The 12036-nt window shown below is 59.9% G+C and carries 14 protein-coding genes; 5 read left to right on the top strand and 9 right to left on the bottom strand.

The window, feature by feature from the left end:
- The first annotated feature begins 60 nt into the window (after positions 1–60).
- On the top strand, positions 61–525 hold the full coding sequence (locus HGP16_RS24860) for a DUF5330 domain-containing protein (RefSeq protein ID WP_168842662.1): 465 nt from the start codon (positions 61–63) through the stop codon (positions 523–525).
- Positions 526–655: 130 nt separating this feature from the next.
- Positions 656–1078 (top strand): SufE family protein, encoded by a 423-nt coding sequence (locus tag HGP16_RS24855; RefSeq protein WP_168842661.1) that lies wholly within the window; start codon positions 656–658, stop codon positions 1076–1078.
- Between the two features lie 75 nt (positions 1079–1153).
- Here the strand turns inward: HGP16_RS24855 and HGP16_RS24850 are convergent, their stop codons facing one another.
- From HGP16_RS24850 to HGP16_RS24815, 8 genes are all read right to left on the bottom strand, one after another.
- Positions 1154–1585, bottom strand: coding sequence for a MucR family transcriptional regulator (locus HGP16_RS24850; protein ID WP_047627360.1), 432 nt, complete (start codon positions 1583–1585; stop codon positions 1154–1156).
- A 532-nt stretch (positions 1586–2117) separates the two neighbouring features.
- Positions 2118–2483: a monovalent cation/H(+) antiporter subunit G gene (mnhG, locus tag HGP16_RS24845; protein ID WP_168842660.1), complete on the bottom strand. Its 366-nt coding sequence runs from the start codon at positions 2481–2483 to the stop codon at positions 2118–2120.
- Positions 2483–2860, bottom strand: coding sequence for a cation:proton antiporter (locus tag HGP16_RS24840; protein WP_168842659.1), 378 nt, complete (start codon positions 2858–2860; stop codon positions 2483–2485). The genes mnhG and HGP16_RS24840 overlap by 1 nt, the downstream gene beginning before the upstream one ends.
- Positions 2857–3330, bottom strand: coding sequence for a Na+/H+ antiporter subunit E (locus tag HGP16_RS24835; protein ID WP_168842658.1), 474 nt, complete (start codon positions 3328–3330; stop codon positions 2857–2859). Before HGP16_RS24835 ends, HGP16_RS24840 begins: the two co-directional genes overlap by 4 nt.
- Positions 3327–4889, bottom strand: coding sequence for a Na+/H+ antiporter subunit D (locus tag HGP16_RS24830; RefSeq protein ID WP_168842657.1), 1563 nt, complete (start codon positions 4887–4889; stop codon positions 3327–3329). The genes HGP16_RS24835 and HGP16_RS24830 overlap by 4 nt, the downstream gene beginning before the upstream one ends.
- A 4-nt stretch (positions 4890–4893) precedes the next feature.
- Positions 4894–5271: a Na+/H+ antiporter subunit C gene (locus HGP16_RS24825; RefSeq protein WP_168842656.1), complete on the bottom strand. Its 378-nt coding sequence runs from the start codon at positions 5269–5271 to the stop codon at positions 4894–4896.
- A complete protein-coding gene (locus tag HGP16_RS24820; protein WP_168842655.1) occupies positions 5271–5690 on the bottom strand; it encodes a Na+/H+ antiporter subunit B in 420 nt (139 codons plus the stop codon). The genes HGP16_RS24825 and HGP16_RS24820 overlap by 1 nt, the downstream gene beginning before the upstream one ends.
- The gene (locus HGP16_RS24815) at positions 5687–8083 is read right to left on the bottom strand and encodes a putative monovalent cation/H+ antiporter subunit A (RefSeq protein ID WP_168842654.1); all 2397 of its coding nucleotides are present in this window, start codon (positions 8081–8083) and stop codon (positions 5687–5689) included. The genes HGP16_RS24820 and HGP16_RS24815 overlap by 4 nt, the downstream gene beginning before the upstream one ends.
- A 345-nt stretch (positions 8084–8428) precedes the next feature.
- Here HGP16_RS24815 and HGP16_RS24810 point away from each other — a divergent pair, with 345 nt between their 5' ends.
- Positions 8429–8944, top strand: coding sequence for a hypothetical protein (locus tag HGP16_RS24810; RefSeq protein WP_168842653.1), 516 nt, complete (start codon positions 8429–8431; stop codon positions 8942–8944).
- Here the strand turns inward: HGP16_RS24810 and trhA are convergent.
- On the bottom strand, positions 8919–9587 hold the full coding sequence (trhA, locus tag HGP16_RS24805) for a PAQR family membrane homeostasis protein TrhA (RefSeq protein ID WP_168842652.1): 669 nt from the start codon (positions 9585–9587) through the stop codon (positions 8919–8921). The two genes, HGP16_RS24810 and trhA, sit on opposite strands and share 26 nt — an antisense overlap.
- Before the next feature lie 301 nt (positions 9588–9888).
- Between trhA and HGP16_RS24800 the strand changes: the two genes are divergently transcribed.
- Positions 9889–10755, top strand: coding sequence for a VOC family protein (locus HGP16_RS24800; RefSeq protein ID WP_168842651.1), 867 nt, complete (start codon positions 9889–9891; stop codon positions 10753–10755).
- Between the two features lie 99 nt (positions 10756–10854).
- Entirely contained in the window at positions 10855–12024 is a 1170-nt protein-coding gene (locus tag HGP16_RS24795; protein ID WP_168842650.1) for an AI-2E family transporter, read from the top strand.
- The last annotated feature ends 12 nt before the right edge of the window (positions 12025–12036 follow it).

Raw genomic sequence — 12036 nt, 5'->3', positions numbered from 1 at the left:
ATCGGGCGGGTCAGTCCGAATCGGCGACCGGGCCGAACGCAAGAGAGGATGGGCAGGGCAATGTGGTTTCTGATTAGAGCAGGGTTCTGGTTTTCGCTGGTTCTGATGTTCCTGCCGATCTTCGCAAAGCCCCAGGGCGATCCGCGGCCGGCAGGCGAACCGACGATGCAGGTTTCCGACGCAATTTCGGCTGCCTCGGGCGTCGTTCAATATGTCGGCGCCATGTGCACCGAGAAGCCGGATGTCTGCGTAAAGGGCGGCGAAACGCTGACCGCCCTCGGATATCAGGTTGGCGACGGCGCCCGCGTCGCCTATGACATGCTCGGCCGCCACTTCAAGGATCAGCAAGCAAATGCATCCGCTGATGCCGCATCGGCTCAGGCAAGTGCCGATCAGGTCGCCGCCATGGCTCAGCCGATGCCGGCCAGGCACGTGACCGGCGCCGAAACGGCCGACGTGGCCGTTACCGGCACGGTCCGGCTGCCATCCTCCGTTCCGCTGCCGACGCCTCGCCCACGCATCTGACGCTTCCTCCAATGGCCCCTGCCTGAACGCCGTGACCAGTCCATGTCCCGGCGTTCTTTTTTTGTCACGGGTTCAAATCGCCTGTCACTTCGCCTATATCCAAGGCATATGGACAATCTGGATCATTGCAATGGCATCGCTTGAAAAGATCATCGACGACTTTTCCTTCCTGGACGACTGGGAGGATCGCTATCGCTACGTGATCGAACTCGGCAAGGCACTGCCCGATCTGCCGGAGGACAAGCGGACGCTGAAAAACAAAGTGCAGGGCTGCGCCAGCCAGGTCTGGCTCGTGACACACGCGTCCGGCGATCCCGAGAACCCAATCCTTACGTTTGAAGGCGATTCCGACGCCCATATCGTGCGCGGCCTGGTGGCGATCGCGATGGCCACCTATTCGGGCAAGCCCGCCTCTGAAATCGCTGCGCTCGATGCACTCGATGTCTTCGGCAAGATCGGTCTTGTCGAGCATCTTTCGTCGCAGCGCGCCAATGGGCTGCGGTCGATGATCAAGCGTATTCGGGAGGAAGCCCGCGTCAGAGCCGCGGCATAGGCTCGGATTTACGGCATCCTTAGACAAAAACCCGGCTCGAAAGCCGGGTTTTTCTTTGGTTCAGCAATGAAGCTCTCAACGGCTGCCGCGCTTGCGGCGCTGGCCGAGGCCCATTTCCTTTGCAAGGCGCGAACGGGCTTCCGCATAGGCCGGTGCTACCATCGGGTAGTCGGCGGCCAGATCCCACTTCTCGCGATATTCTTCCGGCGAAAGACCATGATGGGTCATAAGATGGCGCTTCAGCGACTTGAAGCTGCCGCCACATTCCAGGCAGGTGATCTGATCATCCTGCACGGATTTGCGAACGGATACGGCCGGCTTCTGCTTTTCGACCACGGTTACGGCAGGAGCCGGAGCCGAGGTGTTGCTCAAGGCGGAATGTACGTCGGAAATCAAGTTCGGAAGGTCGCTGACCGGTACGACATGGTTGCTGACATAGGCCGCAACGATGTCGGCAGTCAGTTCAACCAGTAACTCCTGCCCGTTGCCAAGGGCCGCATCTGTCATTGTGTTCTCCTGTTCATCGGCTTGCTTGCCGCGCCGCGCCTCCAAAAAGAGAGCGCAGGACACAGCGTTGCTGTATAATCTGCGCCTGACTTCGAAAATCTGCTGATTCCGAAGTTTCCCAGCGCCGAGCAATTCGCGCAAACGTATTGCTCGTATTCGTAGCAGCCATCAGCAAGAAAACGGTGCATAACGCCACATTTCTTATCGCATGAAATCCACCCCTAGACTTCACGCGAGGGAAAACCGCCTCTTGCCGCCTGATATCAGAATTAGCGACCACGACAGCGATCTCTAATCGCTTATCGGAACAAAGTTTTGCTCAGCTTTGTATCAAAGAAAGATAAAAGCATTGAGAGCTTAAACCCGGTCGAGACTAACTTAACATCAGAACTCTACTTGAATCTGAATTAGCACTCTTTACCCAAATGTCCAGTTTTTAATCCCAACATTTCTTCGCAAAAAATTCATCTACTAAAAACTGGGTAACTAATAACGCGAACAGATATTCCTTCATTAACAATTTTTGCGTTTGTTAGCCCTTTTTTTCATTCCCGCGTTTCGCGAGCTGCCCGTGCAGCAACAATTCATCCCGCACTGAAGGCGCGGTTAAGCGATGACCCGCCTTATGCGCTGCCCGTGCAAGAAGATGTGCCGAAATCGGTGCGGTCAATACGAAAAAGACAAATCCGGCCAGCGCCCGCGCCAATATCGACAGGTCCTGCGAATGAATACCGACCGCAAGTAGCAATAGGCCGGAGCCCACCGTGCCTGCCTTCGATGCCGCATGCATGCGGCTGTAGAGATCGGGAAGGCGAACAATGCCGATGGCGGCAATGAGCGAGAACAATGCGCCAACCAATAGAAGCACCGCGACTAGGACAGCCCAAAGCAAATCCATCAGCGCCCTCCTTTTTTCGGCTTGTTCCGCTTGCGCATCTTCTTGCTTTCGGAAGCGCCAATAGTTTCCGGGCGCGCGGCACGTGGTTTCGAAATATCGGATTGCGCCTGCGTCAGGATGAACCGGGCGAAGGCGACGGTGGCAAGAAAACCAACGAGGCCCAGCGAAATGGCAATATCGATGTAGAGCGTGAAGCCGGTCTTGATGGCGATGACGGCAATGAAGCCGATGGCGATAGCCACCAGCATATCGAGCGCCAGAACCCGGTCCGGCAAAGTCGGGCCGGCAACCACGCGATAGACGGTCAACAGGAAGGCGACGCTCAAAATGCCGAGCGCCACCATCGCTGCGGCCGAAACGACGGATGCGGCCATCATCGGAAAGCCTCCATGATGCGGCGCTCGAAGCCGTCGGCAATGCCGCGCCTGATGGTTTCCGGATCGGAGCAATCGAGCGCGTGGACATAGAGTATCTTGCGGTCATCGGAAACGTCGACGGAGAGCGTGCCTGGCGTCAACGTGATGAGATTGGCAAGCAGCGTGATTTCGAAATCGCGGTCGACCGTCAGGGGAAAGGCGAAAATCCCGGGCTTCACATCCATTCTGGGGCTCATGACGGCCACGGCGACCGCCCAGACCGACTTGGCGAGTTCGCATACGAACAGCACCAGGAGTGCAAGGATACGCCGGGCACGGCCGAGATAGAGCACACCTCCGTAAGACGACCGAACGATCGCGAGCGCAATCGCCGCAAGGACGAAGCCGAAGACCAGATTGATGAAGGAAGTGCTGCCGGTTACGGCGACCCAGACGATGGCAAGCAGCAGATTGAAGATGAAGAGGATCATTGGGCGCCTCCTGCCGTGGGGAAGACGGAGTGCAGGTAGGCCGATGGCTGCTCGAGGCCGGCAGCGGCAGCCTGCGTCAGCTGCAGGAGCCATTCCGGAAACAGGCCGAAGCCGATAACCAGCAGCGAAAGAGCAAGAAGCGGCAAAGCAGCCTGCCACCTGATCGGCTCCGCCGCTACGCCGCCGCCCGGCGCGGGACGCCAATAGGCGAGCAGGAACACCCGCGCAAAAACGATCGTGGTCAGGAAACCGGCCAGCAGGATCGTTGCAGCCAGCCACCAGACGCCCGCTGCAAGCGCCGCCTTCACCAGCACGACCTTGGGCCAAAAGCCCGAAAAGGGCGGCAGGCCGCTGATGGCGAAGAAGAGCACCAGCGAGAGGCCGGCAAACCAGCCGCTCCGCCGATAGAGCCCGCCGAGAGCCGCAAGTGAAAAGCTGCCGCCGAGCCGTGCCGCCTGCCCCGCAAGCAGATAAAGCGCGGTCATCAATACCATCGAATGCAGCGCATAGAAGATCGCTCCGCTCAGGCCGTCGGCATTGCCGAGGGCAACGCCTGCCAGAATCGTGCCGATGCCCGATATGACGATATAGCCCAACATGCGGCGGATATCGTTTGCCCCGAGCGCACCCACGACGCCGACAAGCATGGTCGTGATGGCGATGACCGTGACCAGCGGGCCTAGGCCTGCCCGCTCAACGGGCAGCAACATGACCAAAACCCGGATGAGCGCATAGATGCCGACCTTGGTCAGCAGGCCGGCGAATAGGGCCGAAACGGTGATGCGGGGCGTGTGATAGGAAGCCGGGAGCCAGAAATTGACCGGGAAGGCCGCCGCCTTCATGCCGAAGGCCAACAGGAACAAGCCCGCCAATGTCGTTAGCGGCGCATTGTCGTCACCGGCCCTCGCCTTCATGGCGATATCGGCCATGTTGAGCGTGCCGAAGACGGCATAGAGATAGCCGACCGAGACGAGAAACAGCGTGGTGGCGATGAGATTAAGGACGGCATATTTCAGCGCGCCGTCGATCTGCTCCGGCTCCGAGCCAAGGATCAGCAGACCGAAGGACGAGATCAGCAGCACCTCGAACCAGACATAGAGATTGAAGACGTCGCCCGTCAGGAAGGCGCCGCTGACGCCGGCCAGCAACAGCATCAGGAAAGGGAAGAAGCCGTATCGCCGGCCGCTCGCGGTAATTTCGCCGAGCGAGTAGACGCTCGCAAACAGGGCAACGACCGCCGCCGTCAGGGCCATGAGCGCGCCGAAAATATCGACGCTGAAGGCGATGCCGAAAGGCGGCAGCCATCGTCCCATGACCATCGTCACGGCGCCCTGGCTGACGACCTTGTAGAGCAAGGCGGCGTCGATGAGCACCAGCAATACCAGGCCGGGAATAGCGATCGCGGCATGCCATTCGGCGCGGTTGCGCAACATCAGGAGAATAGCACCGAGCCCGATGCACAAGGCGACCGGCAGGATGACCAGCCAATGCCCCACCGGTATCGGCGCGGCAACCAACGCGCGGGAGAGGTCGACTGCAGTATCCGTCGGTCCGGCCATCGCGTCAGTATCCCAAGGGCGGCAGCGGCCGCTCGTCCGGCTCGGCCACCAGCATTTCGCCGGTGTTGTCGGTCTTCAGGTCCTGATAAGCGCGGTAGGTCAGGACAAGCAGAAAGGCGAGGAACGAAAAGGAGATGACGATCGCTGTCAGGATCAATGCCTGCGGCAGCGGATTGGCGGCTGCATTATCAAGCGTGCTCGCCCCTTTCTGGATGATGGGAGGCACTTCGGGAGTAACCCGGCCGGCGGTAAAAAGCAGAAGATTGACGGCATTGCCGAGGATGGCGATGCCGAGCATGATGCGGATCGAGAACTTCGACAGCATCAGATAGATCGCGGCGGCGAAGAAGAGGCCGACGACGACGGCAAAGACAGCCTCCATCAATCCACCTCCCGCTCTTCGAGCGCAAGCGCGATCGAGGTGATGGCGCCGACGACCACGAGATAGACACCGATATCGAAGAGCATGACGGTGGAGAGCGGCACCTCGACGCCGAAGATATGCGGATAGATCCAAAGACCGGTCATGAACGGCACGCCGGAAAAGACGGACAGGAAGCCGGCAACGGTCGCCGCAGCCAAGCCGAAGCCGGCAATCGCCAGCGGATGGAAGACGATCGCGCGCCGGACCGCCGTAACGCCGCAGGCAATGCCATAGATCGCCAGCGCCGAGGTCGCGATCAAGCCGCCGATAAAGCCCCCGCCGGGTTCGTTGTGGCCACGCAGCAGCACGAAAACGGAAAAGAGCAGCATCAAGGCCGTCAGAAATGGCGCGGCGGTGCGGAAGATCAGCGTATTCATAAGCTCTCGGCCTCCATCCCTTCGCCGAGACCGGCCTTCTCCTCAAGATCGGGATCGTTGGCCGCAAGCTTGCGCTCGCCGCCGGCACGGATGCGGATCAGCGCCAGGATCGCGAGGCCGGTCATGGCGACGACGGCAATCTCGCCGAGCGTGTCCGTGCCGCGGAAATCGACGATGATGACATTCACCACATTATCGCCATGCGCGATCAGCTTCGAATATTGATTGAAGAAGGCCGTCAGCGTCAGATCGAACGGTGCTTGGGTTGCTTTCAGCAGCAAGAGAGCAAAGCCGATGCCGCAGGCAATCGCCAGCACGGCATGAGCAATCCTGGCAAGCGGCGGCCGGTGATCCGAAGGCGAGAGGCGCAGGCGCGTCATCACCAGGGCCAGGATCACGACCGAAAGGGTCTCGACCATGAACTGCGTGAAGGACAGATCCGGTGCCCCGAACAAGAGGAAGATGACGGCAACGGCAAAACCCTGAATACCGAGAGAAACGATGGCCGTCAGCCGGTCCCGCGCGAACACGACCGCTGCAACGCCGATGATGGCGATCAGGAAAATCGTCGCCTCGTGCCATTGCAGGTTCGGCCAGGCGGGCATGGTAGGCAATTCGCCATGGATCACGAGAGGGATCAGCAGCATCGCCGCCAGGCAGAGGAAGGTGACGGTGACATAGGTTTCCAGCCGTCCGGGCTGCAGGAAACGCGAGACGCCGTGCGAAAGCCGCACCAGGCCGGAGATAAAGCCGTCGAAACCGCGGTCCGGTCCCGGTCCGAGCATCCGCAGGACAACGGACATGAGAAAACGGGCCTTGTCGAGCTGCCAATAGACAAGGATGCCGATCAGCACGGTCGCGACCGATAGCGCCAAAGGCACGCCGATATGCGGGGCCAGCGAAACCGCGATCTGCACATCTTTGCCGCTGACGGCGCTCGCCGTCGGTGAGGAGATATAGGCGTGCCAGGGAGCTGCGAACAAGGCCGAAGCGATGCCGAGCAAGGCAAGCACCACCGGCCCGAGCCAGAGCAATGGCGGCGCTTCATGCGGATGGCGCGGCGTCTCCGTCTGCGCCCCCAGGAAAGGCTTCAGCGCCACGGCGAAGGCGATGGCGAACATCAGCGCATTGCCGGCAACAGTGATGACCGTCAGGATGATCGCAGCCGGCGATGTCTGGGCCAGCGCGGCATAGATCTCTTCCTTGGCGAGGAAGCCGAAAGCCGGCGGCAGACCGCCCATCGATACCGCCGCAACCAAAGCGGCGGCAAAGGTCAGCGGCATGGCCGAGCGCAGCCCCCCCAGCCGGGTGATGTCGCGCGTTCCGGTCTCATGGTCGACGATGCCGGCGATCATGAACAGGGCACCCTTGAACAGCGAATGCGCCACCAGATAGAGGATGGCGGCTTCGACGGCATAATCCGTGCCGAAGCCGGTGAGCATCACCAGCAGGCCGAGCGAGGAAACCGTCGTATAGGCGAGCTTCAGTTTCAGATCGGTCTGGCGGATCGCAAGCAGGGTTCCGACGAGCAGCGTGGCGGCACCAAAAAGCGGAAGAATGATCTGCCAGGCCGGCGTACCGCCGAGGACCGGATTGAGCCGCATCACAAGATAGACGCCCGCCTTCACCATGGTTGCTGAGTGGAGATAGGCCGACACCGGGGTCGGCGCCTCCATGGCATTCGGCAGCCAGAAATGAAACGGAAACTGTGCCGATTTGGTGAAGGCGCCGCCAAGCACCAGGATCAGAGCCGCAAGATAGAGCGGGCTTGCACGGACGATATCCCCGGCCTTCAAGAGGTCGGACATCGCGGCGATGCCGGTTATCTGCCAGAGCAATAGCAGGCCGGCCAGCAGCAGCAGACCGCCGCCGCCGGTCACGACAAGCGCCTGCAGCGCCGCCCGGCGCGATGCCTCGCGCTGATGGTCAAAACCGATCAGGAGGAAGGACGTGATCGAAGTCAGTTCCCAGAAGACGAACAGCGTCAGGAAGCTATCCGAGACGACAAGGCCAAGCATCGAGCCCATGAAGAGGAAGATGAAGGAGAAGAAGCGTCCGAGATCCGCATGCCCCTTCAGATAGCCGCCGGTGTAGAGGACGATCAGCGTGCCGATGCCGGTGATGAGCAAGGCGAAAGTCAGCGACAGGCCGTCGATCAGCCAGGAAAACCGCAGATTGAGGCTTGGCACCCAGTCGAAGCCGCCCGATTCAACCTGCCCGGCTGCGATGGCCGGAAGGAAACCCACAAAATGAAGGAAGGCGAGCGCTGGGAACAACGCCAAGGGCCAAGCCGCATTATGACCCAGCCGCCGAACAGCGATTGGCGCGATCAATGCACCGAGAAAGGGCAGGCTCAGTGCCAGGAATGTCAGGCCCGCGGTGGCGGCGGCCATGTTCCCCCCTTTGCTGAATGATCATCGAATCCGTCAATACCGGCGCTGACTTGAAGGGATAGGCGAAAGGGCACACTGCCTCAAGCCCTGGCAAAGGAAAACCGGCCGTAAACCACCGAAATCGGTTTTAAAACGGCAACCTCTAGAAGTTGCAAATTCTGAAGCCACGGCAGCTTCGCGAACTGCTTGAGATGAACGGGACAAACCGCCAATTACGCATAGCTCGCAATGAAGCTGTAACGAATTGGCGCTAATTTACGCTCACGTCTTGAATCGCTCTGGAATTTTCGCCGAAAAATGCGCTAATCTTGTTCGGTTTGCAGATCCAGCCTCCCAGGAACCGCAATGCTCGCCCGCCTGATCGCTCTCCTGCTTCTTTCTCCCGTCTCGGCCTTTGCCGCGGATTGGCGATCCTATGACGATGCAGGTCTCGGCTATGCGATTGAGTTGCCGCCGGAATTCCATCCTGCGGCTCCTTCCGGCGATACCGATCGGCTCTCGCTGTCGCCGGCCGACCGCTCGGCGACGCTGCAGGTTTTCGGCACGATGATCGCCCATGGCGACTTTGCGTCGGAAGCGAACGGGCGCGTGGCGCTCGCCAGGGATGACGGCTGGAAGATTTCCTATTCCAAATCGAACTCGCGCGGCATCAGCTTTTCGGGCACCAAGCAGGGACGCATCGTCTATGTGCGCGGCGTCGCGCTCTGCAACGGGGCGGCGGCCTTCTTCCAGATGGATTATTCAAAAACGGATATGCAGCGCTACGACGCCATCGTCATGCGCCTGGTGCGCAGCCTGCGCTCGACCAGGAAGTGCACGCCGACGGCTGAGATCGTCAAAAGCTTTCCGGCGACAGGCTGAAGCAGGTCAGTACCGCCGAATAATGCACGGCGGCCGCGGCGACGACAAAGCCATGCCAGATGGCATTCTGGAAACGCAGCTTTTCCCATACGTGAAAGATCACGCCAAGCGAATAGATCACGCCGCCGATGACGATGAGCAGCATCGAAGCGAATGGGATATGCATGGAAACCGGCTTGGCGACAAGGATGCCGCTCCACCCCATGGCCAGATAGAGCAGGATCGCCAATCGGTCGTAGCGCCCCGGAAACAGACACTTCAGGACGATGCCGAAGGCAGCAAAGATCCAGACGGCGACTAGTACGCCGAGCAGCAGCGGGTCCTCGGCTCCGCGCTCGAGAAAGGGCGTATAGGTGGCGGCGATCAGGACATAGATGAAAGAATGGTCGAAACGCCGGAGAAACCATTTCGTCTTGGACACCGGCCAGAGATTGTAGGTGAAGGACATTCCGAGCGTCAGCACAAGACCAACACCGTAGATCCAGGCGGCCGCAATCCCTCCGTGGGAGCTCCAGACCGTCGCATAGAAGATCAATACGGTCGCGCCGATCAATGCAAAGACGACGCCGACACCGTTGACGATGCTGTCGGCGATAATCTCATAGCGATCATAGGCCCAACGGATGCCTCTGTACTCGGTCATTTCATTCGGTTCCGTTTCCGTCCGAAAACGATCTTTGCACCGGGACGATGAGGACGCAACTGCGCCAAACGAGCGCATCGATCAATCTTCGTAAACATGCGTATCCACTCCATGCGTCAATGAAAAGCGAACGCTCAATCCGCAATTTATAGTCTTCTGTGAACAATCAAAATTCGCCATATCAGAGTGCAAGTACAGCGGGCCAGAGGATCAACCGGCGAAACCCTCCCGCCCGCCGCTGGCGGTCCATTGCCGCCGACGCCGGTTGCTTTTTAGGAATATCGAGGTTGGAACTGACCCCATGACCGAAACCGCCCCTTCCTACGCGCTGACCCGTCCCGCCTATGTCGGTCAGTCGCACCTTGTCGTCAGCGACCTGCCGCTGGTGTCGCGCTTCTACCAGGACATGCTCGGCCTGAAGGCGATCGAGAAAACGGCGAGCGGCGAAGTGCTGGGCGTTGCCGGCCATCCCCTGCTGACGCTGACGACGGATCGGGCTGCGACGCGTGCGCCAAAGACGGCGGCGGGCCTCTTCCATACCGCCTTCCTGATGCCGAGCCGCGTCGAGCTGGCGCGCTGGCTTCGCCATGCTGCCCAAAACAATGTCGTGCTGGAAGGCGCATCGGACCACATCGTCAGCGAAGCCATCTATCTCTCCGACCCGGAAGGCAACGGCATCGAGATCTATGCCGATCGGCCGCACGGGGAATGGACTTTCCACGACGACGGCACGGTCGAAATGGCCACGCTCCGGCTCGATCTGCAGAAGCTTTATGAGAGCGCCTCCGAGGATCGCTGGGAAGGTATGGCCGAGGGATCTGCGATCGGCCATATCCATCTGCAGGTCGGCGACGTTGCCGAAGCCAATGCCTTCTATCGCGATGTTCTCGGCATGAAGGTCATGGCCGCGCGCTATCCCGGCGCAACCTTCCTTGCGACCGGCGGCTATCACCATCACCTCGGCGCCAATACCTGGAACAGCCGCGGCGCCGGTATGCGCTCCGAACATATGACCGGCCTTTCCGACTATACGCTGCGCTTCAACGACAAGGCTGCGCTCGACACGGCCGTCGCTGCCCTGGAGCAGCATGAGATCAAGACCGAGAAACGCGACGGCGGCGTTTCGCTACGCGACCCCTGGGGTATCGGACTGAACCTGATCGCTTGATTCGCCTGAATCGCTCTCGCCCTAAGCCCGTTGCGGAACCGGAACGGGCTTTTCGCGTTTGAGTAGAGAGGCGCTTGTGCCTTCCGGAATCTGCAAGGCATGGAAGTCGACAAAATCGTCACCACGCGGTCGGAAACAACGGTTACACGCGAAGGCAGGACCGACGCGGAACGCAACACATCTCAAGATGAGCGCGACGAAGACAGTATTTTCGATATATCCCACGGATCGATGCGCGGCAGGCTCGATGTCGCCGCATCCTGGGCAACCATAGGCATCTTCCTCATCCTGGCCTTGGCCGGTGTCTACATGATGTCACTGATTCTCATTCCAGTGACGCTCGCGGTCGTCGTCGGCATGATCCTCGGGCTGGCGGCGGAGAAGCTCAGCAAACTCGGCGTGCCCCGCGTCCTGAACGCTATTCTCCTGTCTTCGGCCGTAGCGCTGGTCATCTTCCTCGTCATCAATGCGCTTGCCGGACCGGTTGCCAAGCTCGCCCAGGAAGCACCGGACTTCTTTCAGCGCACCTCAGACCGGCTGATGCCCTATCTCGACCGGTTCAAATGGCTGCATATTTCATCCGAAAGCTTGCAGGGTGGCCCGATGTCGATCAGCACGCTGCTCGAAAACAGCGGCAATGTCCTGCATGTCGTGTCCGCCAACCTGACGCCGGCCATCGTGCAAATCCTGATTTTCTTCGCGGCATTGCTGCTGTTTCTTGCCGGCAGGATGAGCCTGCGCAGGACAATCATCATGGCCTTTTCCACCCGCGCGTCACGGCTGACCGCGATCCGGATCATCAATGCGGTGGAACAGGTGCTCGGCTTCTATTTTGCAACAGCCGCGCTGATCTATGCCGGAATTGGCGTTGCGATGACTGTTATCGCCTATGTTGGCGGGATGAGCGTGCCGGTATTATGGGGCGTCTTCGCTTTCGTTTCGAGTTTCATTCCATTCCTTGGAATCACGACGATGACGATTGCCCTGGCGATCGCCGGTATCGTCACGCATTCCGACATCATCTTCGGCCTCGCGCCCGCCGTCGCGTTTTTTGCCGTGCATCTGGCTGTTGAAAATCTCGTCTTCCCCGCGATCATGGGCCGCCAATGGGAAATCAATCCCTTCGTCGTCTTTCTTGCCATTCTCTTCTGGACATGGATGTGGGGTGCCGTCGGCGCCATGCTGGCCCTGCCGCTGTCGCTAATCATGATGACCGTGATCGACGAGCTGTTCATCGAGGAAAAGGCCCAGCCGCAATTGCCGGGTTAACCCCTTAAACAC

Source organism: Rhizobium sp. P40RR-XXII (assembly GCF_012641405.1).
Taxonomy (GTDB): Bacteria; Pseudomonadota; Alphaproteobacteria; order Rhizobiales; family Rhizobiaceae; genus Rhizobium.
Note: the sequence above shows the minus strand (reverse complement) of the source record. Positions and strands in the feature narration are given on the sequence as shown.

Excerpts from the sequence above, each read along its gene's own strand:
- HGP16_RS24855 (WP_168842661.1), top strand. The coding sequence starts at position 656 with ATGGCATCGCTTGAAAAGATCATCGACGACTTTTCCTTCCTGGACGAC.
- mnhG (WP_168842660.1), bottom strand. The coding sequence starts at position 2,483 with ATGGATTTGCTTTGGGCTGTCCTAGTCGCGGTGCTTCTATTGGTTGGC.
- HGP16_RS24825 (WP_168842656.1), bottom strand. The coding sequence starts at position 5,271 with ATGGAGGCTGTCTTTGCCGTCGTCGTCGGCCTCTTCTTCGCCGCCGCG.
- HGP16_RS24860 (WP_168842662.1), top strand. The coding sequence starts at position 61 with ATGTGGTTTCTGATTAGAGCAGGGTTCTGGTTTTCGCTGGTTCTGATG.
- HGP16_RS24830 (WP_168842657.1), bottom strand. The coding sequence starts at position 4,889 with ATGGCCGGACCGACGGATACTGCAGTCGACCTCTCCCGCGCGTTGGTT.
- trhA (WP_168842652.1), bottom strand. The coding sequence starts at position 9,587 with ATGACCGAGTACAGAGGCATCCGTTGGGCCTATGATCGCTATGAGATT.
- HGP16_RS24835 (WP_168842658.1), bottom strand. The coding sequence starts at position 3,330 with ATGATCCTCTTCATCTTCAATCTGCTGCTTGCCATCGTCTGGGTCGCC.
- HGP16_RS24840 (WP_168842659.1), bottom strand. The coding sequence starts at position 2,860 with ATGATGGCCGCATCCGTCGTTTCGGCCGCAGCGATGGTGGCGCTCGGC.
- HGP16_RS24815 (WP_168842654.1), bottom strand. The coding sequence starts at position 8,083 with ATGGCCGCCGCCACCGCGGGCCTGACATTCCTGGCACTGAGCCTGCCC.
- HGP16_RS24850 (WP_047627360.1), bottom strand. The coding sequence starts at position 1,585 with ATGACAGATGCGGCCCTTGGCAACGGGCAGGAGTTACTGGTTGAACTG.
- HGP16_RS24800 (WP_168842651.1), top strand. The coding sequence starts at position 9,889 with ATGACCGAAACCGCCCCTTCCTACGCGCTGACCCGTCCCGCCTATGTC.
- HGP16_RS24820 (WP_168842655.1), bottom strand. The coding sequence starts at position 5,690 with ATGAATACGCTGATCTTCCGCACCGCCGCGCCATTTCTGACGGCCTTG.
- HGP16_RS24795 (WP_168842650.1), top strand. The coding sequence starts at position 10,855 with ATGGAAGTCGACAAAATCGTCACCACGCGGTCGGAAACAACGGTTACA.
- HGP16_RS24810 (WP_168842653.1), top strand. The coding sequence starts at position 8,429 with ATGCTCGCCCGCCTGATCGCTCTCCTGCTTCTTTCTCCCGTCTCGGCC.